The organism is Streptomyces sp. NBC_00247, assembly GCF_036188265.1.
Classification (GTDB): domain Bacteria; phylum Actinomycetota; class Actinomycetes; order Streptomycetales; family Streptomycetaceae; genus Streptomyces.
In genome coordinates this window covers 3286363-3308677 of sequence record NZ_CP108093.1, presented here as the reverse complement: position 1 = coordinate 3308677, position 22315 = coordinate 3286363, and the positions used below count along the sequence as shown (strand labels likewise).

Genomic DNA, 22315 nt, shown 5'->3' with positions numbered 1-22315 from the left:
CACCGTCCGTGGCGGTTACGGATCTCATCGACCTGGCCGGGCCCTGGGGCCGCGTCCTCGGCGGTACGCCGCTGAACCACGAGAAGCACACCCGGGCACCCCAGTCCATGGCCGTCGACCCGGTGACGCACGACCTCTTCGTCGTGCAGATCCGTGACGCGCTGGAGTACGGGAACCTCTGCGTCTACCGCATGGACCGCGCCACCGGTCGGGCGATCGACCACATGCACCTGAACGGCTTCGGCCACGGCTACCAGATCGGCGCGCAGCACATCGGCGGCACGACCTACCTGTGGACCGAAACCGGCCCGCTGCACGAGCAGTTCGGTACACGGATCGCCCGGTTCCCGTACCTCCCCGGGCAGACGGTCGACCTGAACTCCTCGGTGCTGTCGGAGCCGTTCAGCCCCGTCCCGGACGCCCGGTTCGTCGCGCCCAACGTGGACCCGGTGTTCCAGCGCCTCACGGTGCGGTACCTGACCGGGCAGGGGTACCTCTTCACCCAGTACCCGATCCATCCGGTCACCGGGCAGGTCACCTGGACCGCGCTGCGTACGATCGCGCATCCCCCGGCCGCGCTGGTGCCGCGCCTGGCCGACACCTTCCAGGGCTTCGCGTCGCTCGGCGACCACCTCTACCTGTACACCGGCAACCCGGACGTGGACGACACCTTTCTCACCGCCCTGTCCTGGACGGACGGGTCCGTCCTCGCCGGTCCCCGGCACATCACCGCGGTGCCCGGGCTGGAACGCCGGGAGCCCGAGGGGCTGAGCATCGAGCCGATGGGCACGGAGGCGCGGCTGCTCTTCGGGTTCAGCGGGAGCGACACCACCCCGCGCGAGGTGACCATCTGCTTCCTCTCCACGGACGCGCCGGTGCGGGGGCTGAAGGTGCTGGCCGACTGGTCCGCGTTGACCCCCGCCGCCGGGATCACCGCGCAGTCCGGCCTCCGGAGCCCGCGCGGACGCCTGGTGGACATCGCCGGGACCACGTACCTCCAGCTGCGCGGGGGCTTCGAGGGGACTCTCGCGAAGGACACCCGGATCGCCCAGCTCCCGCCGACGCTGACGCCGAGCCGTACGGTCCGGGCCGAGGTGCCCCGCGACAACCGGGCCGGGCGCTGCGTGTGCCGGGCGGAGGTCACGTCCGACGGCGGGCTCACGGTGTTCGGCGCGACCTCGGACAACCCGGTCACCTGGGTCGATCTGGACGCCTTCTCGGCGGCCTGGCGCTGACGGCCTTCCGTCCCGCACCCCCCTTCCCGTCCCTCCCTGCCGTCCTTCCCGTGCCCCATGCCGTCCGAGGAGCAGCCATGCCCGTCATGCCGCAGAGAACCCCCAGCCGTCGCGCCCTGCTGACCGCGGCCGTCACCGCCCCGGCCCTGCTGGCCGCCGCCCCCGCCGCGGCGGCCACCACCGGCACGGGGGGTATCGAGGTCGTCCACCCGTGGACGGCCCTCACCCTGGCCTCGGGGGTCACCGCCTCCGCCGACGCTCCGGCCGCCCGTGTGATCAGGATCGCCGGTACGGACTTCCTCCAGCTGCGTGGGGGCGTCACCTGCGCCTTCGCCGGGGACGCGGTGCTGGGAGCGGTGCCCGCCTCCCTCGCCGTGCCCAAGATCTCCCGGGGTGTGTGCCCGCGCAACAACAAGGCCGGCGTCAACGCCTGCCGGGTGGAGATCGGCACGGCGGGGCGCGTCACGGTGTTGGGCGGTACGACCACCAACGCCATCACCTGGATCACCCTGGACGGCTTCTCGGTGGTGCTGGTCTGAGGCGCGTCGCCTCCCGGCGGGGCGGGGCCGGTCAGATCTGCTCGAACGGGATCGGCCGCGCGCCGAGTTCGTCGGGCTCGGTGGACTCGTACAGCTCGAACCAGGTCGACTTGCCCTCGCCGCGCGGATCGACGCCCCAGTTGTCCGCCAGCATCTCCATCAGGACCAGTCCGCGTCCGCTGGACGCCATCTCGCCGGGGCGCCGCTTGTGCGGGAGTTCGTCACTGCCGTCCGCGACCTCGACCCGCAGGCGCCGCTCGCCCCGCTCGCCGGTCACCTCCGCCACCATCAGGGCGTCGCCGTCCGTGTGGACCAGCACGTTGGTGGCCATCTCGGAGAGCATCAGCACCGCCGAGTCGACCTGTTCCGCGTCCGCCCAGTCGTGCAGCAGCTCGCGCAGCAGCTGCCGGGCGACGGAGATCCGTTCCGGTTCGGCTTGCGCGATGGTGACGGCGGCCCGGCGCGGCGGGGTCTTCGCCAGGGTGCCGGGGGTGTCCCGGCGGAGCAGCAACAGCGCGATGTCGTCCTCGTGCCGTTCGGCGAGGGGGCCGGTCGTGTAGTGCGAAGTGGGGCCGTGGACCGCCTCCACGAGCGCCTCGGCGAGGGTCTCGGGATCGGCTCCGGGAGTCTCCAGGACCGGGCGCAGCCGGTCCCAGCCGGTCATGAGGTCGTGGCCGCCGGTCTCGATGAGCCCGTCGGTGCAGAGCATGATCGTCTCGCCGGGCTCCAGCACCACCTGCGTCGTCGGGTAGTCGGCGTCGGTCTCGATGCCCAGGGGCAGCCCGCCCCCCGTCTGCCGGATGACGGCGGTGCCGTCGGCGCTGATCACGACGGGATCGGGGTGGCCGGCCCGGGCGATGTCGAGGGTGCCGTCGGCCGGGTCGACCTCGGCGTACAGGCAGGTCGCGAAGCGCGGGGCACTGGATTCGTCGCCGTCGCCGTCGTACTCGTACGCCTTGGTCAGTCCGGACAGGAAGCGGGAAGCCCGGGCGAGCACCGCGTCCGGGCGGTGCCCCTCGGAGGCGTACGCGCGCAGGGCGATGCGGAGCTGGCCCATCAGCCCGGCCGCGCGCACGTCGTGGCCCTGGACGTCCCCGATGACGAGCGCGACCCGGCCGTTGGGCAGCGGAATCATGTCGTACCAGTCGCCGCCGACCTGCAGGCCGCCGCCGGTGGGGATGTAGCGGGCCGCCACGGTGATGCCGGGAGCGCTGACCCCCAGGGACGGCAGCATCGCCCGCTGGAGCCCCAGCGAGAGTTCCCGCTCGGTCTCGGCCTCCCCGGCGCGGGCGAGGGCCTGGGCTAGCATCCTGGCGACGGTGGTGAGGACGGCCCGCTCGTCGGGGGAGAACCCCACCGGCTGGTGGAAGCCGGCCATCCAGGCGCCCATGGTGTGCCCGGAGACCACCAGCGGCAGGAACGCCCACGACCGCCGGCCGAAATTGCGGGCGAGCGGCCAGGTGAGCGGGAAACGCCGGGCGTACTCCTCGGGCGTGGACATGTAGATCGCCCGGCCGCTACGGGCGACCTCGGCGGCGGGGTAATCGGTCTGGAGGGGCATGTCGGCGAAGGGTTCCTCGTCGCCGTCGTTGTGGCCGTGGTGGCCGACGACGGTCAGCCGGTCCCCCTCGATGCCGAAGACCGCCAGCCCGTCCGGCGAGAAGCCCGGCATCGAGAGCGATCCGGCCACCCTCAGTACCTCTTCCGTCGACCGGGCCTCGGCCAGAGCCCTTCCCGCGTCCAGCAGGAACGCCTCGCGGGAGCGTCGCCAGTCGCCGGTGACGGGGGTCTGCACGGACGTGCCGGGGATGGGCTCCGCGACCTCCTGGAGCGTGCCGTGGAGGACGACCTGTTCCACGGTCTTGCCCTCGGGCACGTGGGGCCGGGACCGCGTCCGCACCGTACGGACCACCCTGCCCCGCTCGTCGACGACCCGGAGCCGGGACTCCGCGACGGTGTCCTCGGCGACCGCGAGGCCGACGACGCCGCGGACCTCGTTCCAGTCGGCCGGGTGGTAGCGCGCGCGTACGGCGGCCTCCCGGTACGTTCCGCCCCCGGGCAGACCGAGGAGACGGGCGGCCTCCGCATCGATCACGACCGTCCCGTCCGCGGTGTCCCAGCGCCAGAGCCCCGTCTCGATGGCTGCCAGGATGTCCTCGGTGCGCATTGCCCCACTTTAGGAAGGTGTGTCCCCGGGACGCCACCGTTGATCTCCGCCGCGGGGGCCTGACCGGCGTGGCGAGGTCCGTCCCCCGGTGCCCGGCGGGCCTGCCGAGGCCGCGCGACGGCTCCGGATGATCTTGAAGTGCTTATGGCAATGAAGTGGCCGGGCTCCGGGCGGTAGCCTGGGGTGGCTCACAGACCCCAACCGCGAAGACTGGATGAACGACGATGCATCGGTACAGGTCCCACACCTGCGGCGAGCTCCGCGCCTCTGACGTCGGCACCGACGTCCGGCTGAGCGGATGGCTGCACAATCGCCGAGACCTGGGCGGCATCCTCTTCATCGATCTCCGCGACCACTACGGCCTGGTCCAGCTCGTCGCCCGTCCCGGCACCCCGGGGAACGAGGCGCTCTCGAAGCTGACCAAGGAGACCGTCGTCCGGATCGACGGCAAGGTCTCCGCGCGCGGTGCCGAGAACGTGAACCCGGAGCTCCCGACCGGTGAGATCGAGATCGAGGTCACCGAGGTCGAGGTGCTCGGCGAGGCGGCCCCGCTGCCCTTCACGATCAACACCGAGGACGGTGTGAACGAGGAGCGCCGCCTGGAGTACCGCTTCCTCGACCTGCGCCGCGAGCGCATGCACCGCAACATCATGCTGCGCTCGGCCGTGATCGCCTCCATCCGTTCGAAGATGGTGGCCCTCGGCTTCAACGAGATGGCGACCCCGATCCTCACCGCGACCTCCCCCGAGGGCGCCCGTGACTTCGTCGTGCCGTCGCGTCTCAACCCCGGCAAGTTCTACGCGCTGCCGCAGGCCCCGCAGCAGTTCAAGCAGCTGCTGATGATCTCCGGCTTCGACCGCTACTTCCAGATCGCGCCCTGTTTCCGCGACGAGGACGCCCGCGCCGACCGTTCGCCGGGCGAGTTCTACCAGCTCGACGTCGAGATGTCGTTCGTCGAGCAGGAGGACGTCTTCCAGCCGATCGAGAAGCTGATGACCGAGCTCTTCACCGAGTTCGGCAACGGCCGCGAGGTCACCTCGCCGTTCCCGCGCATCCCGTTCCGCGAGTCGATGCTGAAGTACGGCAACGACAAGCCCGACCTCCGCGCCAAGCTGGAGCTCGTCGACATCTCGGACGTCTTCGCCGACTCCGGGTTCAAGGCGTTCGCCGGCAAGCACGTCCGCGCGCTGCCCGTCCCGGACACCGCCGGCCAGTCCCGCAAGTTCTTCGACGGCCTCGGTGAGTACGCCGTCGAGCACGGCGCCAAGGGCCTCGCCTGGGTCCGCGTCGGCGAGGACGGCACGCTGGCCGGTCCGATCGCCAAGTTCCTCACCGAGGACGACGTCAAGACGCTGACCGACCGCCTCTCGCTCGTCCCTGGGCACGCGATCTTCTTCGGCGCCGGTGAGTTCGACGAGGTCTCCAAGATCATGTCGGCCGTCCGCGTCGAGGCCGCCAAGCGCTCCGGTCACTTCGAGGAGGGCGTCTTCCGGTTCTGCTGGATCGTCGACTTCCCGATGTACGAGAAGGACGAGGAGACGGGCAAGATCGACTTCTCGCACAACCCCTTCTCGATGCCCCAGGGCGGCCTGGAGGACCTGGAGACGAAGGACCCGCTGGACATCCTCGCCTGGCAGTACGACATCGTCTGCAACGGCATCGAGCTGTCCTCCGGCGCGATCCGCAACCACGAGCCCGAGCTGATGCTCAAGGCCTTCGAGATCGCCGGCTACGACCGCGAGACCGTCGAGCAGGAGTTCGCGGGCATGCTGCGCGCCTTCCGCCTCGGCGCCCCGCCGCACGGTGGCATCGCCCCGGGCGTGGACCGCATCGTGATGCTGCTCGCCGACGAGCCGAACATCCGCGAGACGATCGCCTTCCCGCTCAACGGCAACGCCCAGGACCTGATGATGGGTGCCCCGACCGTGCTGGACGAGGCCCGTCTGCGCGAGCTGAACATCCAGCTCCGCAAGCCGGCCGCCGTGTCGAAGGGCGAGGCCGCCAAGGCCGAGACCGCCGCCGCGGAGAAGAGCGAGAAGTAGCGGGACGGGGCAGTCGCCGCCTCCGGCGGCGCGTGCCCTGCCGTTCGCCACGTTTCACGTGAAACAGCCCCCGATCGACCGGTCGGGGGCTGTTCCGTCGTTCCGGGGTGTGTCACCGGCCCCTGGCCGCCGCCGTGGCACCACGTGGGCGGGTGTACCGCCGGATGGCCCCCGCCCGGATTCGCGAGGGCCGGGCGCGGCGAAGAGTGGCTTCTGAGAGGCCGTCAGTCAGAACCACTCAGGAGCCCGCCCCGTGTCCGTCTCCCTCCGTCCGCGTGTCTCCCTCCGTCCGTCCACTCCCCCCGTCTTCCGCCGGGGCACCGTCCCCCGCGGGGTGCCACCCCGTCGGCGGTCCCGTCTGCTCGTCGCGCCGGTCTTCGCGCTGCTCCTGGTGCTCGCCGGCTGCGGCGCCCACACCGCTCCGGGTGCCCCGCCGCAGGTGGTGGCCGGGGTCCGGTCGGACGACGAGGGCAGCCGGGGGCCCGCCGGTGCCCCCGCAGCTCCCGCCCCGCCCGCCCCGCCCGTACGGCCGCTGGAGATTCCGGGGCTGGGACCCGGGACCCGGGCGCAGATCCCGGTCGACGCCCGGCAGGCGTTCGTCGTGACGGGCCGGGGCGCGGACTCCAACGAATCCACCGCCGTCCTCTACGCCCGCGACGCCCCCGACCGGAGCTGGACGCCCGTCTTCGCACCCTGGGCCGCCCACAACGGCATGGAGGGGTGGACCGACGAGCACTACACCGGCGACCTCAGGTCCCCCGTCGGCGTGTTCGGCCTCACCGACGCGGGCGGCAAACTGCCCGATCCGGGCACGCTGCTCCCGTACGACGAGGAGGAGTACTTCGCGGTGGAGGGCGACGGATTCTTCGGTGAGCCGCTCGCCGGCTCCTTCGACTACGTGGTGGCCATCAACTACAACCGCGTCGAGGGCGTCAGCCCGATCGACCACGAACGCCCGCTCGGCGAGGACCGGGGCGGCGGCATCTGGATCCACGTGGACCACGGGGGGCCGACGCAGGGCTGTGTCTCGGTCTCCGAGGACCGGATGAAGGAACTGCTGCTCACGCTCGACCCGGAGAAGAAGCCGGTCGTCGTGATGGGCGACAAGGCGTCACTGGCCCGCTGACCCGTATCCGGTCCTGACGTGCGCCTCCCCCGGCGGAGGTCCAGGACCCGGGTACGCCGGAAGGGCGGGGCCACGGGGGTCCCGCCCTTCCGGCGTGTCCGCTGCGCGCGGCCGGGTCGTGCACGGGCCGTGCACGGGCCGTGCACCGGCTACGCGGCCGGCTTCTCCTCCAGGCGCGGGAAGAGCACCGCGCCCTTGGTGACCGTGGCGCCGGCGGGCAGCCGGCCCCAGGTGCCCGCGTCCTGGACGCGCTGGTCGGCCAGGGGCCCCAGGGCGGGCTCGGCGCCGAGCGACTCCCACAGCTTCTGCGAGGTCTCGGGCATCACCGGATTCAGCAGCACCGCGACGCCGCGCAGGGCCTCGGACGCCGTGTACAGGATCGTCGCGAGACGGGCCTGGCCCTCGGGCGAGGTGTCCTTGGCGACCTTCCACGGCTCCTGCTCCGTGATGTAGCCGTTGACCTGCTTCACGAATTCGAAGATCGCCAGGATGCCGGCCTGGAAGTCGAGCTCCTCGCCGATCTTCAGGTCCGCCGCGGCGACGGCCTTCGCCAGACCGTCCTGGACCGCCTGCTCGGCGTCACCGGCGGCGGTCGCCCCGGGGAGCGTGCCGCCGAAGTACTTGCCGATCATGGCGGCCACGCGGGAGGCGAGGTTGCCGTAGTCGTTGGCGAGCTCGGAGGTGTAGCGGGCGGTGAAGTCCTCCCACGAGAAGGAGCCGTCGCTGCCGAAGGCGATGGCGCGCAGGAAGTACCAGCGGTACGCGTCCACGCCGAAGTGCGAGGTCAGGTCCTGCGGCTTGATGCCGGTCAGGTTCGACTTCGACATCTTCTCGCCGCCGACCATCAGCCAGCCGTTGGCCGCGACCCGGCCCGGCAGCGGAAGGCCCTGGGCCATCAGCATCGCGGGCCAGATCACCGCGTGGAAGCGGAGGATGTCCTTGCCGACCAGGTGGACGTCGGCCGGGAAGGTCGCGTCGAACTTCTCCTGGTTGGCGCCGTAGCCGACCGCCGTCGCGTAGTTCAGCAGGGCGTCGACCCACACGTAGATGACGTGCTTCTCGTCCCACGGCACCGGGACGCCCCAGTCGAAGGTCGAGCGGGAGATCGAGAGGTCCTGGAGGCCCTGCTTGACGAAGTTGACGACCTCGTTGCGGGCGGACTCCGGCTGGATGAAGCCCGGGTTGGCCTCGTAGAACTCCAGCAGCTTCGGGCCGTACTCGCTCAGCTTGAAGAAGTAGTTCTCCTCCTTGAGGATCTCCACCGGCTTCTTGTGGATCGGGCACAGCGGAGTGCCGTCCTCGGCCTGGATGAGGTCCCCGGGGAGCTTGTACTCCTCGCAGCCCACGCAGTACGGGCCTTCGTACCCGCCCTTGTAGATCTCGTCCTTGTCGTACAGGTCCTGGACGAACTCCTGCACCCGGTCGGTGTGACGCTTCTCCGTGGTGCGGATGAAGTCGTCGTTCGCGATGTTGAGGTGCTCCCAGAGGGGCTTCCACGCCTCTTCGACGAGCTTGTCGCACCAGGCCTGCGGGGTGACGCCGTGCTGCTCGGCCGTGCGCATGATCTTCTGACCGTGCTCGTCCGTGCCGGTGAGGTACCACACCTTCTCGCCGCGCTGGCGGTGCCAGCGCGTGAGCACGTCGCCTGCGACGGTCGTGTAGGCGTGGCCCAGGTGAGGAGCGTCGTTGACGTAGTAAATGGGGGTGGAGACGTAGAACGACGTCTCTCCCTGCTTCTCGGATCCAGTGGCCGCCATGGTCAAAATCCTAACGGTCCGCACGGGGTTCCCCCGCCTCCCTTTTCCTCCCCCACCGTGGACCGGAGCCTGGTGGGCCCCGGAGCGGCCGGTTCGTCCGCGGACGCGGACGGCGGGCCCGGTGACCGGGCCCGCCGTGACGTGCGGTGGAGCGTTGGTGCGGGTGCGGGGTGCGCGGGTACTCCGCCGGCTGCCGGGGTCAGCCGGCGGAGCCGCCCGACCGGGCCGCGATCCAGGCGGGGAGACCGGCGAGGATCTCCCGGTAGAACGTGGCGTCCGGGATCGTGGCGGGCGCCGGGCCGGCGTGGAAGAAGCCGGCGTGCTCGGCGTCCAGCTTCCGCAGGAAGTCGAAGCCCTTCGCGTCGTGGTCGCCGAACGCGACGAACTGGAAGAAGAGCGGCAGCCGGGCGGCCTCGGCCAGTGCCTGCTTGGCCGCGACCTTGGCGTCCGGCGGACCGTCCGTCTGGAAGACGACCAGTGCGGGGCCGGTGGCGCCGGACTTCTCGTAGTGGGAGACGACCTCTTCGACGGCCCGGTGGTAGTGGGTCCGCCCCAGGCGTCCCAGACCGGCGTTCAGCTCGTCGATACGGCCCTCGTGGCCTTCGAGCGCGACCGTTCCGGTGCCGTCGACGTCGGTGGAGAAGAAGACCACGTGGACCGAGGCGTCTTCGTCCAGATGCGCGGCGAGGGCCAGCGTGCGGTCGCCCAGGTGCTGTGCGCTGCCGTCCTTGTAGAACGGCCGCATCGAGCCCGAGCGGTCGAGGACCAGGTAGACGGAGGCCCGCAGCCCGGTCAGCCCCTCGGTCTTCAGCGCGGCCTGCGCGGACTTGTACGGGGCCACCAGCCCGGGGGCACGCGACTTCACCCGGGCGAGCGAGGTGGCGGGCTTGGCGGTGGCGGTGCTCGTGGCCGGGGTGGCCACCGCGGCTTCCGGGGCGGCGGGCCCGGCCGGGGCTTCCGCCGCTGCCTCGGGTGCGACCGCGGGTTCCGGGACGGCCGGGGCCGCTGCCTCGGGTGCGGGAGTTCCGGCTGCCGGCTCGGGCTCGTAGTCGATGATGATCGCGTCGAGGGCCGCCTCGGCTGCCTTCTTCGCACCCTCGGCCTCGGTGGCCTCGGGGGTCTCCGCCTTCGGAGTGTCGGCGTTCTCGGTGGGTGCCGGTGCCGGTGCCGGTGCCGGAGCGGCTTCGGGCTCGGGCTCCGGGTCCATGTCGATCGTGATGGCGGCGGCGGCGAGGATCTCGGGCTCGATGACCGTGGCTTCCGCGCTCTCGGCTTCCGCGGCCGGCTCGGCGGCGGGCTCGGCCTGGGAGGCGGGCTCAGTGGTCTGCCCGGCTTCTGCGGCCGGCTCGGTGTCGGGCTCGGCAGCGGGCTCGGCGATCGGATCCGATTCGGCGACCGGCTCGGCGACCGGCTCCGGCTCGGCGGCCGGTGCGGGCGTGGCTTCGGACGCGGGCCTCGTCTCGGACGCGGGCTTGGGGCCCGTGTTCTGGGCGGGGACCGTCGGCGTCGGGGTGGTGACCGGCTGGTCGAAGGCGGCGGCCACCAGATCTGCCGCGTGGCCCTTGTCCGGCCGGTCTTCCCCGTTCGTACCGGCCGACCCGCCCGTACCCGCGTCCGACGAGGAGCGCGAGGCGGAGGAGAGGGGGGATGCGGCGGGCGCGGGAACGGTCACCTTGGTCTCGACAGCGGGAGCGCTGTCCTGGAGCGTGTCCGATTCCGGCTCCGTCGATCGGGCGCGCTCACCCTGGGGAGGAACGGTGGCCGTGGTCGGCTCGTCCTGCTCCCGGCCGAACACCTTGCGCAGCAAGCTCCGAATGCCCATGGGCGAGGCCTTTCGCGTGAGTTGGGTGCGGGATATGTCCGACCCGTGGAAAATCATCCCTGGCCAGGACGGATACGTAAGGTTAGCGGCCGGATCAGGCCGTTCGGCTGTCCGGCCCGCACGCGGGTGAACCGACGCGCAACCGTTTCCTGGCGAGAACCCAAGAGTTCGGCGGTCAGGCGGACTTCGCCGCAGGTTCATGGGCTCGTTCCTCAACACCCGGACGGACGTACCTCGTCACGGTGCGCACACGTCACGGGCCTGCCGGGCGCCCGGTGGCCCTCATGGCAGAGGTCTTCGCGCGACGGGCTCCCCCGTTACAGTCGGACCATGGTTTCGGTTTCCGGTGAGGCTCCGCAGACGGCAGGAAGTGTCCGGGTCGATGTGTGGATCTGGTCGGTCCGGTTGACGACGACCCGGGCGCAGGCGGCTGCCGCCTGCCGTGCCGGGCACGTCAGGGTCGCGGGGGAGCGCGCGAAGCCCGCGCAGTCCGTGCGGATCGGCGACGAGGTGCGGTTGCGGCACGAGGGCCGGGACCGGATCGTCACCGTGTCGAAGATCGTGAAGAAGCGTGTCGGCGCACCGGTGGCGGTGGAGTGCTTCGTCGACAGCAGCCCGCCCCCGCCGCCGCGTGAACTGGCGCTCCAGGTTCCGGTCCGTGACCGGGGTACCGGGCGCCCGACCAAGCGCGACCGCCGCGAGATGGACCGGTTGCAGGGGGGCCGGGACGCCGGTCCGCGCTGAACACGGTCTGCTCACTCCGACAGTGGGGCGGGCCGTGCCCGTTGATCACTCTCCGTGTTTCACGTGAAACGGTCTCAAGGCTGCGGTGAGGCGATGGCCCGGGCTGCCGCGACTTCTTGGCAGAGCGGGCCGAGCGCGCTCTCCTCCACGCCGGAGAGGTCGGCCCGCACACCCACCAGCGTTTCGCTGGAGCGGATTCCGGCGGCCAGTTCCCGCAACTGGCCCTCGATCATGATGGCTTCGCCGGGTTCGGGTGGCGGGGCGCCGTGATTCAGCCGTACCCGGGCCGCTGTTGCGGCGTCGACGATGCGCTCGACCGCGACGACCAGCGGCCACCAGGCCGCCGCGCGCGTGCCCACGGGCGGCGGTTCGGTGAGGGCGCGCTGGAACTCGGAGCGCACGGCCGACAGGTCGCGGTAGAGCCGCCGCCGCGCGCGGACCCGCTCGGCCCGGTCGTGCTCGCTGGCGAAGTCGAAGGCGTAGGCGACGTAGTCGGCGATGTCCTCCACCGCGTCCGCGAGCCGGTCGCCGACGCGGGTGTGCCAGCTCTCCGGCCAGAGCAGATAGCCGGCCACCAGCACGATCGCGCAGCCGAGCAGGCTGTCCAGGAAGCGGGGCGGCACCAGGTCGACGCCTTGATGGTTGAGAAGGTCGGAGAGCAGCAGGATGGGCGGCGTGACGGCCGCGGTCTGGAAGGCGTACCCCTTCGCCGTCAGCGCCGGGATCAGCGCGGCGAGCACCACCATCGCCGGGACGAACCACCAGCCGGTCGGTACCTCGGCCAGTACGGGAGCGGCGACGACCAGCCCGGCGGTGGTGCCCACGGCCCGGAGTACGGCGCGGGAGAACACGGAGCCGTAGTCCGGCTTGAGGACGAAGGTGACGGTGAGCGCGACCCAGTAGGAGCGTTCCACGGGGATGAGCGAGGTGAGTGCCTGGGCCAGCCCGATGCAGAGGGCGAGGCGCAGCCCGTAGCGCCAGGACGCTTCGGAGAGCAGGACGGACCTCAGTGACCGGCGGATCCGGACGCGCAGGGCGGCGGGCCGGCCGAGCCGGTCGTCCACGTTGTACGGGTCGGGATCCGCCCGGTGCACGACGGTCGCGGTGTGGCGCAGCGCGCTGTCCACGGCGTGGGCGGCGGGCGAATCGGGCGGGGGAAGTTCGGGTTCGGGGCGTCCGGTGCGGCCCTGTTCGATGTCGTCCGCCAGTGTGCGTACGGCTGCGGGGACGGCGTCGGGCAGTGTGCGGCCCTCGCCGTGGGCGGCGGGTGCCGCTTCGACGAGCGGGATCACGACGTTGAGCTGGGAGAGCGTCCGCACCATGGCGGGGCTGCGGCCGTGGTAGCGGGCCCGGCGGGCGAGGATCAGGTCGTAGGAGGTGTTGAGGCTCTCGGTGACGTCCTGGCGGTGCAGTTCGTACGCGGGGGTCCCGGCGGCTTGCAGCAGGGCGGCGACCGAGCGGTAGGTGCGGGCGACCGCGGCGCGTTCGGGGAGCCTGCGGCGGAAGGGCCACGAAAGCAGCGCGAGTGCCAGGACCACCAGTCCGCCGAAGGCGAGCAGCACCGGGGCGACCCACCAGGGGTCGGGCATCGGGAGACCGGCGCCGATCACGGAGTTGAGCAGGAGCAGCAGGCCGGAGACGGATGCCACGGCGCCGATCGTGGACATCATCCCGGAGACCAGCGCGAGGGCGGTCAGCACGCCCACGGCCGCCCAGCCGGTTCCGTACACGAGTGAGCCGAGGGTGACACCGAGGGCGCCGAAGAGCTGCGGCACGGCGATGTTGAAGATGCGCATCCGGTAGGCGTCGGCGGTGTCGCCGATGACACCGGAGAGCGCCCCCATGGACACGAGGGCGCCGTAGGAGGGGCGGTCGGCGGCGAATCCGACGGCGAGCGGTGCGGCCATGGCGACGGAGGCGCGGAGTACGGCCGCCCAGGGGATCGGGGTGGGCTGTGGGCGGAGCCCGTTCAGCAGCCAGGGCGGCGGCGTCACGCGTCGCCTTCCGCTGCTGGTGCCGGCATCGGCCGTGGCCACTGCTCACTCTCCTCACGGGTCTGCCCGGAGCACGGCGGCGTCGACCGGACGGGACCGGGAACGGGACCGGGCCGGGCGGGTGCGGGCCGCGCGGCTCAGCTCTGGTACCCCTCCACCTCGTCGGCCGGGCGTACCCGGGCCTTCGAGGGGTCGTCGCCGTACTCGCTGAGCGCTCGGCGCTGCCGCAACAGGTCCCAGCACTGATCGAGTTGGACCTCCACCGTACGCAACCTGATCTTCTCGTCCGCGGAGAGGCCGAGGGCGGCGGTGGACCGGTCGCGCAGGGACCGTTCCTCGGCGACGAGTTCGTCGATGTCGGTGAGGATGTCGTTGTCGGGCACGGGGGTTCCTTCCGGGCGGGGTGAGCGGGAGCGGGCCGGGCAGAGGCGCGGGGAGCGGGCTACCGGTGGTGGTGTCCGGCGCCGCTGGGCCCCAGGGCGAAGACCGTCTTGCCCCGGGCACCCCCCGCGCGGTTCTGCGCGAGTGCCTCGGGGGCCTTCTCCAGGGGAAGTTCGATGTCGATGGGGACGACGAACGCCCCGCTGGTCACGGCCGCCGCGAGGGCGTCGAGCAGGAGGGCGGACGGGGCGAGCCGGAAGTCGACGGGGGGCGGGCCGACGTTGCGCGCAGGGTTCCCGGCGCCGCCGGTGGCGCCACGGGTGGTGAGGGCGACGCCGCCCTCCCGGACGAGCGCGGCGTGCGCGGCGAAGGCCTCCGGGGTCTCGGAGACGAGGTCGGCGAGGGCGTCCACCCCGTCCGGGCACAGCTCCCGTACGGCCGCGGGGAGCGATTCCGGTCCGGCCGAGACGTCCAGGGTGTGGGTGGCCCCGAGGACGGCCATCCTGCGGCGTTCGTCGCCGCGTACGGCGGCGAGCACGTGGACGCCCCGGGCGGTGGCGAGCTGGGTGAGGTAGCTGCCGATGCCGCCCGCCGCTCCGACGATCAGCAGGGACTCGCCCTCGCCGGCACCGGTGGCGCCGAGGATCTGGCAGGCGGCCGTCCCGGCGGTCGGCAGTGCGGCGGCGACCTTGAGGGACAGTCCGGTCGGGACCGGGGCGATCGGCGAGTCCTGGTGCACCGATACGTAATCGGCGTAGGCGCCACCGCCACGCAGGGGGTGGGCGACCCGGCCGAACACCGGGTCGCCCACCCGGAAACGGCTGGGGCCCCGGCCGACCATGTCCACCCGGCCGGCGAAGTCCGCCCCGAGCACGTGCGGGTGGCCCTGGAGGGACGAGCGGGCCGCCGGGTCGTCGGCGCACTGCCAGTCGCACGGGTTGAGGGCCGCGTACTCGACGCGCACCCGCACCTCGCCGGGTGCCGGATCGGGCTTGGGGAGTTCGACGAGCGCGGCCTCCCCGGGGAACGCGGTGATGGCGACGGCACGCATACGGCAACCTCCCAGTCACCCCCGGCGTTCAGGCTCCTACTCTCGCCCGGCCCGTTCCGTGCCGCACGTCGGAGGCGGCCCCGGCCGGTGCGTGGTCCGGGGCCCGCCGGGCCACCTCCGTGTCACCGCGGACGGCGCGAGGTCAGCAGGTACCGGGCGGTGAGTCCGGCCACCAGCAGTACGGCGCCCACCCCCAGGAGCCACCAGAACGTGGTGCGCAGCGAGGCGGTCAGCGCGTCGGAGATCGCCGCCGCACCGTCGCGGTCGCTGTCCGGCACCGCGTCCAGCACCTCGGAGCGGCCCACGGCGATCAGGACTCGCAGCACGACCGCGCCCAGGACGAGTCCGCCGCCCGCGACGGCGGTGGCGAAGAGGCCGGCGCGCCGGCCGCCCCGGACCGTCGCCAGTCCCACCACCAGCACGAGGAGGACCAGGGTGGCCACGGCCGGCCAGACGCTGGCGTACCGCAGCCATCCGAACGTCTCGCGCACGTGGTCGGCGCGGTCCCCGGAGAGGACGGTGAGTTCGGTGTGCTCGACGGGGATCTGGTCGGCGAAGGGCACCCCGTTGTCCTCCAGCTCCTTCTTCACCTGCTCGATCACCGGGGCCAGGTCGATGGTCACCGCCTCGCCGGAGTCCCCGTCGAGAGCGGCCGTGATCGACTCGTGGGCGGTGCGGTTCGCCGCGTCCCACGCCGAACGGAACGCGTCCGTCGTGGTGAACGACAGCACGCCCTGGTGCAGGAAGTCCCGCATCGCGTCCTGGAGCGTGCCCAGGTCGATCTGCTTCATCGCCTCGTCGGTGATGAGGTCGGCGACGGTCTCGCGCACGGCGGGGTCCGAGGAGAGCGGGGAGACGGCCGCCACGTACCGGTCGGTGTCGTCGATCTCCAGGTCGACCCAGGCCGAGAGCGCGCTCAGCGGCACCAGGACGGCGAGCAGGACGAGCAGAACGGCCGACAGGGTCGCGACGAGAGAGGTCCGCATCCCCTCAGGGAATCCCGGCCGCCGGTGGCGCGCCCCGGGCCATCGTCCATTCGAGTTGCCGGGTGGCGCGGCCGGGTGTGCGCTGGAGTCAAAAGGGGGCGACGGAAGGGAGCTCTCCGCCATGGCCACACACGCAGCCACGCACGCCGGGCCGAGGACCCGGGCACCGCGTGCCCGGACGCCGGCCCACCACCACACCGCGATGGCCTGGGCGGTGCCCGTGCTGCTGGGCGTCATCTACGGCTTCTACGCCGCGTTCATCCGGCGTGACGGCGGCCCGAGCACGGGCGGACAGGTGGCACTGGGCTTCGCCGCCGGTGTCGCGTTCGCCGTGCTCTGTTTCGCCCTGGCCCGATTCCAGTACGTGATCCCGCGCGAAGCGCGGGCGGCGGCCTACGGGGCGCTGACGGCGTGCGCGATCGGGTTCCTGGTGAGTCTGACCGACACCAGCGTGTTGCGCTCGACCATCCTCGGTCTGGTGGTCGGCGTCCCGGTGGGGCTCGCCATGTACTACTTCTTCTACTCGCGGGAGGACTGGCCGGAGGAGAGGACCACCGACCGCACCACCGGCGGGACGGTCTACCGGGCCACCGACAGGACCGCCCACCGCATCACCGACGGGCCTTCCACCGGGCCGCGCGCGGGCCGGCGCCGAATCGGCCGTCGCGAGGACCGGACCGGTGAAGGCCTCGGCTGACCTTTTCCACGGAGAACGAGGGCGGCCCCCTGCGGGACCGCCCTCGCGCCTCGGCCTCTCGTCCCCGGCGGCTCTCAGTCGCGTACGACGGTCACCGGGCAGGGTGCGTTCTGGGTGACGTGGAGGCTGACCGAGCCCAGCAGGGTCGCCTTGAATCCGCTGTAGCCCCGTGCGCCGACCACCAGCAGGTTCGCGCCCTGCGCCCGGTCGATGAGGTTCTGGGCCGGGTTGCCGATCACCACGACCTTGCTGATCCCCGCCGCGCGCTCCGCGCCGAGCGCTTCTTCCAGGGCCTCCGTGAGGGCGACCGTCGCGAGGGCCTGCGGGTCGAAGTCCTCCGGCGTGCCCGGCATCATCGAAGCCCAGCTGGTGGCGGGGTACTCCCAGCTGTTGACGGCTTCGACGGTGTCGCCGGTCAGCTCGCCCTGGCGGACTGCCCAGTGCAGTGCCTTGATCGACGATGCCGAGCCGTCCACGCCTACGACGATCCTGCCCATGTTCTGCCTCCCACGCGGTCCCGCTCGATCCGATGTCCGGTCCACACTCTCAGCAGACCGGACATGTGGGATGTCAGAGCTGGGTGTCCGCGTGTCCGTGCGACGCGGGCCCCGGAGCGGGGCGCCCGGATCAGTCGAGCCGCAGGTCGGCGAGCTGCTGCGCGAACGGCACGATCGCGTCGAGCCCGTCGTCCAGGCCCAGCGACCGGGAAGCGCCGGAGACGGTACGGCCCAGGACGGCGGAGGCCAGCTCGCCGCCGGCCCGCCGGATGCGGGACGGCAGGCCGTCCGTGTACTCGTCGCCGGACGAGCCCCAGTCCTCCGACGCCGCGTACACCGACGTCGGTACGGTCACGGCCCGAAGGTAGGCGAAGAGCGGTCGCATGGCGTGTTCCAGGACGAGCGAGTGCCGGGCCGAGCCGCCGGTCGCGGCGATCACGACCGGCTTCCCGGTCAGCGCGGTGTTCTCGATCAGGTCGAAGAACGACTTGAAGAGACCGCTGTACGAGGCGCTGAACACGGGGGTCACCGCGATCAGTCCGTCCGCCTCGGCCACCGCGTCGACGGCTTCCCGCAGGTCGGCCGGCGGGAAGCCGGTGACCAGGTTCTTCGCTATGTCGACGGCCAGGTCGCGCAGCTCGATCACGCGTACCTCGACCTGGCGGTCCTGCCCGGTCTCCAACTGCTCCCGGGCGGCCGACGCCAGCCGGTCGGCCAGCATCCGGGTCGAGGACGGCTGACTCAGCCCGGCCGACACGGCGACGATCCGGAGCGGGGTGGTGGTGAAGCCGGTGGGCGTCGTCATGACGGTCAGACCTCCTTCGAGGCGGTGCGGGCTGCGGTGACGGCCGGGTGGACGGGGGCGTCCGGGACACCCGCGGGGCGCAGGGCGGCGAACTCCTTGCGGAGCACGGGGACCACTTCTTCGCCGAGGATGTCGAGCTGCTCCAGGACCGTCTTGAGCGGGAGCCCGGCGTGGTCCATCAGGAACAGCTGGCGCTGGTAGTCGCCGACGGCGTCACGGAAGGACAGGGTGCGCTCGATGACCTCCTGCGGGGAGCCGACGGTCAGCGGCGTCTCGCGGGTGAAGTCCTCCAGCGTCGGGCCGTGGCCGTAGACCGGGGCGTTGTCGAAGTACGGGCGGAACTGCTTGACGGCGTCCTGGGAGTTCTTGGCCATGAACACCTGGCCGCCCAGTCCGACGATGGCCTGGTCGGGGGTGCCGTGGCCGTAGTGGGCGTACCGCTGCCGGTAGAGCGCGACCATCTTCTTGGTGTGGGACATCGGCCAGAAGATGTTGTTGTGGAAGAAGCCGTCGCCGTAGTAAGCGGCCTGTTCGGCGATCTCGGGCGAGCGGATCGAGCCGTGCCAGACGAACGGCGGGACGCCGTCGAGCGGGCGCGGGGTGGCGGTGAAGGACTGCAGCGGGGTGCGGAACTTCCCCTCCCAGTCCACGACGTCCTCGCGCCACAGCTTGTGCAGCAGGGCGTAGTTCTCGATGGCGAGCGGGATGCCCTGGCGGATGTCCTTGCCGAACCACGGGTAGACCGGGCCGGTGTTGCCGCGGCCCATCATCAGGTCGACGCGGCCGTCCGCGAGGTGCTGGAGGGTGGCGTAGTCCTCGGCGATCTTCACCGGGTCGTTCGTCGTGATCAGCGTGGTGGAGGTCGAGAGGATGAGCTTCTCGGTGCGGGCGGCGATGTAGGCGAGCGTCGTGGTCGGCGACGACGGGACGAACGGCGGGTTGTGGTGCTCGCCGGTCGCGAAGACGTCCAGGCCGACTTCCTCGGCCTTCTGCGCGATGGCGAGGGTCGCCTTGATCCGCTCGTTCTCGGACGGAGTCCGGCCGGTCGTCGGATCGGTGGTGACGTCCCCGACGGTGAAGATCCCGAACTGCATGGCGCCCGCCTCCTGTGCTGTGTCGCTTCAATGTTGTTGAAGCTTGAACTAACTGGTCCCACCCTACAACGGGGACCCCCCACTGGCTATTCCGTCCGCGCGCGACCTGTCGCCCGTGCGGGAACCCTGCGGGACCGTCGCGCCTGCCGGTGGGCGGAACCGGGCGCCGCGGGGGCCGTGGCCGGAGGACCGGAACCGCGGGCGGCGACCCGGTCCCGAGGCGGCGGGCCGCCCTTTTCCCAGGGCGCGCGAAGGGGCGCGCGTTACACTCGGCCCATGACCTCCGTACCGTGCCGGAACTGGTGGCGCTCCTCCTAGGAGCGGCACCCCTTCTGCACGGAACCAGGGCCGTTCGACATGGACGGCCCTCTTCTGTTCCCGCGTACGGCGCCCGCAGCGCGCACGGCGTGTGCGGCAGGGACACGGATCAGCTCCACCGGCGGGCCGTCCTCCACGCAGTCGCACCTCGCGAGGAGAGATCCCATGACCACCGTTTCGCCGCTCACGAGCCCCGCCCCGGGCGACGGCACGTCCGCCGCGTCCCCGCTTCCCCCGTCCGCCGTGGCCGCCGCGCTCCGGCGCGGCGCCGAGCTGGAGCGGGAGATCGCCGCCGCTCCCGACCGCTTCCGTGTGGTGACCGGGGACCGGCCGACCGGCCCCCTCCACCTCGGGCACTACTTCGGCACCCTGCACAACCGGGTCCGGCTCCAGGACCTGGGTGTGGAGGTCTTCGTGCTGATCCCCGACTACCAGGCGCTGACCGACCGGGACGTGGTCGACCGGCTCGCAGGGACGATGGAGGGGCTGCTGCTCGACTACCTCGCCATCGGTATCGACCCCTCGCGTTCGACGATCTTCAACCACAGCGCCGTGCCCGCCCTGAACCAGTTGCTGCTGCCCTTCCTCAGCCTGGTGTCGGTGGCCGAACTGGGCCGCAACCCCACCGTCAAGGACGAGATCGCCCACTCCCGCCAGGCCGCGGTGAGCGGCCTGATGTACACGTATCCCGTCCACCAGGCCGCCGACATCCTCTTCTGCAAGGGCAACCTCGTCCCGGTGGGCCAGGACCAGCTGCCGCACCTGGAGCTCACCCGGACCCTCGCCCGCCGCTTCGGCGAGCGGTACGCGCCGGTCTTCCCGCAGCCCGACGCGCTGCTCTCCGCCGCCCCGCTCCTGCTCGGTACGGACGGCGGGAAGATGAGCAAGAGCCGCGGCAACGCCATCGCCCTCGGCGCGACCGCCGACGAGACCGCTCGGCTGATCAAGGGGGCGAAGACCGACACCGACCGGAACATCTCCTACGACCCCGAGAACCGCCCCGCCGTCTCCAACCTCGTGCTGCTCGCCGCGCTCTGCCGGGACCGCGACCCGTACGAGGTCGCCGAGGAGATCGGTGGCGGCGGGGCGGCCGTGCTCAAGCGGACCGTGACGGACGCCGTCAACACCCGGCTCGCGCCCATCCGGGCCCGGCGCGCGGAGTACGCGCGGGACATGGGGTACGTGCGGTCCGTGCTGCGGGCCGGGAACGCGCGCGCCAACGAGATCGCCGAACGCACCCTGGAGGAGGTGCGGGAGGCGATGGGGACGCTGCGGTAGCCCCTGCCACGGTTCGGGCGCTATCGGCGGGACAGGGCGGGGCGGCGGGCCAGCGTGATGATCTCGCGGCTCGTCGCCGTGACCGGGGTGCGGTCCCAGTCCCCGTACCGGCCTTCCACGAGGAAGCCCGCCTCGGCGAGGAAACCGTCCAACGCGCTCTCGTCGAGGAAGCGCAGCCGCGAGCGGTCCCTGCGCAGCACGGTGGCGTCGGGCCCGGCGCTCGTGGTGGTGGTCGTGAAGGCCACCACGCCGTCCTCCGCCGACTCGACCTCGTGCCAGACGCGGAGCCTGCGCCCGGAAGGGGCCTCGACGGTGGAGGCGTGGTCCGGAGTCCAGTTCTGCCAGGCGCGGGCGCGCGGGTGGCGGGTCTCGAAGGCGAACAGCCCGCCGGGGCGCAGCGCGGCGTGGATCGCGGCCAGCGAAGCCCGCAGCGCGTCGTCGGTCACCAGGCACTGGAACGCGTGGCTCACCATCGTCACCAGCGCGAAGCCGGACGGCCCGTCCCGCGGGCCGGGTCCGCGCACGTGCTGCCGGTCCGCGTCCGCCGCCGTGCCCTCGATCCATTCGATGTCGGTGCGGCGCCGGGCCCGGGCCAGGGCGGCCCGGTCCGGTTCGAGTCCGACGAGACGGCCGGTGTGTCCCTGCTCCCGGGCGCGGACGAGCATCGCCCCGGTGCCGCAGCCCACGTCCAGGACGGAGTCGGCGGTGCCGACCAGCGCCTCGTAGAGGGCGTCGGCGGGCCAGGCTCCGGGGTCCCAGGGGTTCAGTACGTCGTACAGGGCTGCGGCGTCCGCGTCCGAGAACATCGGCGCAGTGTGGCACGCCATGGGCCGGTCCCCCAGGGGGCTGGGGCCGTTCCCGTCTCCGTTCCGGCCGCTCCCGGTCCGGCGCCCGGGTCACTTCTTGAGGAAGTCCAGCAGGTCCTGGTTGAACTTCTCCTTGTCGCCCGGCACCAGAGCGATGCCGTGCGAGCCGCCCTCGTAGACCTTCAGCGTGGCGTCCTTCACCAGCTTCGCCGTCTTGCGGCCGGTGGCGTCGATCGGGACGACCTGGTCGTCGTCGCCGTGCACGACGAGGGTGGGGACGTCGAACTTCTTCAGGTCCTCGTGGAAGTCCGTCGAGGCGAAGGCGTCGACGCAGGCGACCGCCCCCTCGATGGTCTCGGCCATGGCCATGTACCAGAACGCGTCCTTGTTGCCCTGGGTGGCCTTGGTGCCCTCGCGGTTGGCGGAGTGGAACCCCACCGCGGTGTCCTTCCAGAACTGCGAGCGTTCCGTCAGGATGCCCTTCTTGATGTCGTCGAAGACGCTCTGCGGGACGCCCTCCGGGTTGTCCGGCCCCTGGAGCATCAGTGGCGGGATCGCGGAGAGCAGGACGGCGGACCTGATCCGTCCGGTGCCGTGCCGGCCGATGTACCGGGCCAGTTCGCCGCCTCCCATGGAGTGCGCGACGAGGGTGACGTCCCGCAGGTCGAGCTGGGTGATCAGGTCGTCGAGGTCGTCGGCGAACGTGTCGAAGTCGTAGCCGTCCCACACCGGGGTGGAGCGGCCGTGGCCCCGGCGGTCGTGGGCGATGCCGCGGTAGCCGGCGTCCGCGACGGCCTTGACCTGGTCCTGCCAGGCGTCGCCGTTCAGCGGCCAGCCGTGGATGAAGACCACGGGCCGCCCCTGGCCCCAGTCCTTGTAGAAGATCTCGACTCCGTCGCGCGTGGTGCAGACAGGCATGAACTTTCCCTCTCCTGCGGTCTGCGGTACGGGGACAACACGGTCCATTACCGCATGA

General features: G+C 72.0%; 18 protein-coding genes and 1 pseudogene. 7 read left to right on the top strand and 12 right to left on the bottom strand.

The features are described 5' to 3' along the window. The first annotated feature begins 8 nt into the window (after positions 1 to 8). Both OHT52_RS14025 and OHT52_RS14020 read left to right on the top strand, forming a co-directional pair. Entirely contained in the window at positions 9 to 1235 is a 1227-nt protein-coding gene (locus OHT52_RS14025) for a phage baseplate protein (RefSeq protein WP_328720482.1), read from the top strand. A gap of 86 nt (positions 1236 to 1321) precedes the next feature. Further along, positions 1322 to 1774: a hypothetical protein gene (locus OHT52_RS14020; protein WP_328720481.1), complete on the top strand. Its 453-nt coding sequence runs from the start codon at positions 1322 to 1324 to the stop codon at positions 1772 to 1774. A 31-nt stretch (positions 1775 to 1805) separates the two neighbouring features. Here the strand turns inward: OHT52_RS14020 and OHT52_RS14015 are convergent, their stop codons facing one another. Continuing rightward, positions 1806 to 3941 carry an ATP-binding SpoIIE family protein phosphatase gene (locus OHT52_RS14015; protein ID WP_328720480.1) on the bottom strand — a complete coding sequence of 712 codons (2136 nt, stop codon included), beginning with the start codon at positions 3939 to 3941 and terminating at the stop codon, positions 1806 to 1808. A gap of 224 nt (positions 3942 to 4165) precedes the next feature. On the opposite strand from OHT52_RS14015, the gene aspS reads away from it, so the two are divergent. Together aspS and OHT52_RS14005 are read left to right on the top strand one after the other, a co-directional pair. Continuing rightward, positions 4166 to 5983, top strand: coding sequence for an aspartate--tRNA ligase (gene aspS, locus OHT52_RS14010; protein ID WP_328720479.1), 1818 nt, complete (start codon positions 4166 to 4168; stop codon positions 5981 to 5983). Between the two features lie 334 nt (positions 5984 to 6317). Then, entirely contained in the window at positions 6318 to 7109 is a 792-nt protein-coding gene (locus tag OHT52_RS14005; RefSeq protein ID WP_328723733.1) for a L,D-transpeptidase family protein, read from the top strand. 149 nt (positions 7110 to 7258) lie between these two features. Here the strand turns inward: OHT52_RS14005 and metG are convergent, their stop codons facing one another. Both metG and OHT52_RS13995 read right to left on the bottom strand, forming a co-directional pair. After that, positions 7259 to 8866 carry a methionine--tRNA ligase gene (gene metG, locus OHT52_RS14000; RefSeq protein ID WP_328720478.1) on the bottom strand — a complete coding sequence of 536 codons (1608 nt, stop codon included), beginning with the start codon at positions 8864 to 8866 and terminating at the stop codon, positions 7259 to 7261. 199 nt (positions 8867 to 9065) lie between these two features. Further along, entirely contained in the window at positions 9066 to 10688 is a 1623-nt protein-coding gene (locus OHT52_RS13995; RefSeq protein ID WP_328720477.1) for a VWA domain-containing protein, read from the bottom strand. Between the two features lie 330 nt (positions 10689 to 11018). On the opposite strand from OHT52_RS13995, the gene OHT52_RS13990 reads away from it, so the two are divergent. Next, a complete protein-coding gene (locus OHT52_RS13990; protein WP_328720476.1) occupies positions 11019 to 11432 on the top strand; it encodes an RNA-binding S4 domain-containing protein in 414 nt (137 codons plus the stop codon). Positions 11433 to 11506: 74 nt separating this feature from the next. Here OHT52_RS13990 and OHT52_RS13985 read toward each other — a convergent pair whose 3' ends face one another. From OHT52_RS13985 to OHT52_RS13970, 4 genes are all read right to left on the bottom strand, one after another. Further along, the gene (locus OHT52_RS13985) at positions 11507 to 13426 is read right to left on the bottom strand and encodes an FUSC family protein (protein WP_328723732.1); all 1920 of its coding nucleotides are present in this window, start codon (positions 13424 to 13426) and stop codon (positions 11507 to 11509) included. Between the two features lie 137 nt (positions 13427 to 13563). After that, positions 13564 to 13809 (bottom strand): DUF2630 family protein, encoded by a 246-nt coding sequence (locus OHT52_RS13980; protein WP_328720475.1) that lies wholly within the window; start codon positions 13807 to 13809, stop codon positions 13564 to 13566. 59 nt (positions 13810 to 13868) lie between these two features. Continuing rightward, positions 13869 to 14858, bottom strand: a complete 990-nt coding sequence (locus OHT52_RS13975; protein WP_328720474.1) for an NADP-dependent oxidoreductase — start codon at positions 14856 to 14858, stop codon at positions 13869 to 13871. 122 nt (positions 14859 to 14980) lie between these two features. After that, positions 14981 to 15844: a hypothetical protein gene (locus OHT52_RS13970; protein WP_328720473.1), complete on the bottom strand. Its 864-nt coding sequence runs from the start codon at positions 15842 to 15844 to the stop codon at positions 14981 to 14983. Between the two features lie 121 nt (positions 15845 to 15965). Between OHT52_RS13970 and OHT52_RS13965 the strand changes: the two are divergent. Continuing rightward, a pseudogene (locus OHT52_RS13965) lies at positions 15966 to 16376 on the top strand (hypothetical protein); the annotation flags it as partial. 239 nt (positions 16377 to 16615) lie between these two features. Here the strand turns inward: OHT52_RS13965 and OHT52_RS13960 are convergent. From OHT52_RS13960 to OHT52_RS13950, 3 genes are all read right to left on the bottom strand, one after another. Continuing rightward, positions 16616 to 17038 carry a universal stress protein gene (locus OHT52_RS13960; RefSeq protein WP_328720472.1) on the bottom strand — a complete coding sequence of 141 codons (423 nt, stop codon included), beginning with the start codon at positions 17036 to 17038 and terminating at the stop codon, positions 16616 to 16618. 130 nt (positions 17039 to 17168) lie between these two features. After that, complete coding sequence (locus OHT52_RS13955; protein WP_328720471.1) at positions 17169 to 17843, bottom strand: FMN reductase; 675 nt, start codon at positions 17841 to 17843, stop codon at positions 17169 to 17171. 5 nt (positions 17844 to 17848) lie between these two features. Further along, positions 17849 to 18937: an LLM class flavin-dependent oxidoreductase gene (locus OHT52_RS13950; RefSeq protein WP_328720470.1), complete on the bottom strand. Its 1089-nt coding sequence runs from the start codon at positions 18935 to 18937 to the stop codon at positions 17849 to 17851. Between the two features lie 483 nt (positions 18938 to 19420). On the opposite strand from OHT52_RS13950, the gene trpS reads away from it, so the two are divergent. Further along, positions 19421 to 20533, top strand: coding sequence for a tryptophan--tRNA ligase (gene trpS, locus OHT52_RS13945; protein ID WP_328720469.1), 1113 nt, complete (start codon positions 19421 to 19423; stop codon positions 20531 to 20533). A gap of 20 nt (positions 20534 to 20553) precedes the next feature. On the opposite strand, the gene OHT52_RS13940 is transcribed toward trpS, so the two are convergent. Together OHT52_RS13940 and OHT52_RS13935 are read right to left on the bottom strand one after the other, a co-directional pair. Beyond that, a complete protein-coding gene (locus OHT52_RS13940; protein WP_328720468.1) occupies positions 20554 to 21339 on the bottom strand; it encodes a class I SAM-dependent methyltransferase in 786 nt (261 codons plus the stop codon). A 90-nt stretch (positions 21340 to 21429) separates the two neighbouring features. Further along, positions 21430 to 22257 carry an alpha/beta fold hydrolase gene (locus OHT52_RS13935; RefSeq protein ID WP_328720467.1) on the bottom strand — a complete coding sequence of 276 codons (828 nt, stop codon included), beginning with the start codon at positions 22255 to 22257 and terminating at the stop codon, positions 21430 to 21432. Positions 22258 to 22315 lie beyond the last annotated feature (58 nt).

Coding starts and splice junctions, on each gene's coding strand:
- aspS (WP_328720479.1), top strand. CDS start 4,166: ATGCATCGGTACAGGTCCCACACCTGCGGCGAGCTCCGCGCCTCTGAC.
- OHT52_RS14020 (WP_328720481.1), top strand. CDS start 1,322: ATGCCGCAGAGAACCCCCAGCCGTCGCGCCCTGCTGACCGCGGCCGTC.
- trpS (WP_328720469.1), top strand. CDS start 19,421: ATGACCACCGTTTCGCCGCTCACGAGCCCCGCCCCGGGCGACGGCACG.
- OHT52_RS13935 (WP_328720467.1), bottom strand. CDS start 22,257: ATGCCTGTCTGCACCACGCGCGACGGAGTCGAGATCTTCTACAAGGAC.
- OHT52_RS13995 (WP_328720477.1), bottom strand. CDS start 10,688: ATGGGCATTCGGAGCTTGCTGCGCAAGGTGTTCGGCCGGGAGCAGGAC.
- OHT52_RS13950 (WP_328720470.1), bottom strand. CDS start 18,937: ATGCAGTTCGGGATCTTCACCGTCGGGGACGTCACCACCGATCCGACG.
- OHT52_RS13970 (WP_328720473.1), bottom strand. CDS start 15,844: ATGCGGACCTCTCTCGTCGCGACCCTGTCGGCCGTTCTGCTCGTCCTG.
- OHT52_RS13975 (WP_328720474.1), bottom strand. CDS start 14,858: ATGCGTGCCGTCGCCATCACCGCGTTCCCCGGGGAGGCCGCGCTCGTC.
- OHT52_RS14015 (WP_328720480.1), bottom strand. CDS start 3,941: ATGCGCACCGAGGACATCCTGGCAGCCATCGAGACGGGGCTCTGGCGC.
- metG (WP_328720478.1), bottom strand. CDS start 8,866: ATGGCGGCCACTGGATCCGAGAAGCAGGGAGAGACGTCGTTCTACGTC.
- OHT52_RS13960 (WP_328720472.1), bottom strand. CDS start 17,038: ATGGGCAGGATCGTCGTAGGCGTGGACGGCTCGGCATCGTCGATCAAG.
- OHT52_RS13955 (WP_328720471.1), bottom strand. CDS start 17,843: ATGACGACGCCCACCGGCTTCACCACCACCCCGCTCCGGATCGTCGCC.
- OHT52_RS13940 (WP_328720468.1), bottom strand. CDS start 21,339: ATGTTCTCGGACGCGGACGCCGCAGCCCTGTACGACGTACTGAACCCC.
- OHT52_RS13990 (WP_328720476.1), top strand. CDS start 11,019: ATGGTTTCGGTTTCCGGTGAGGCTCCGCAGACGGCAGGAAGTGTCCGG.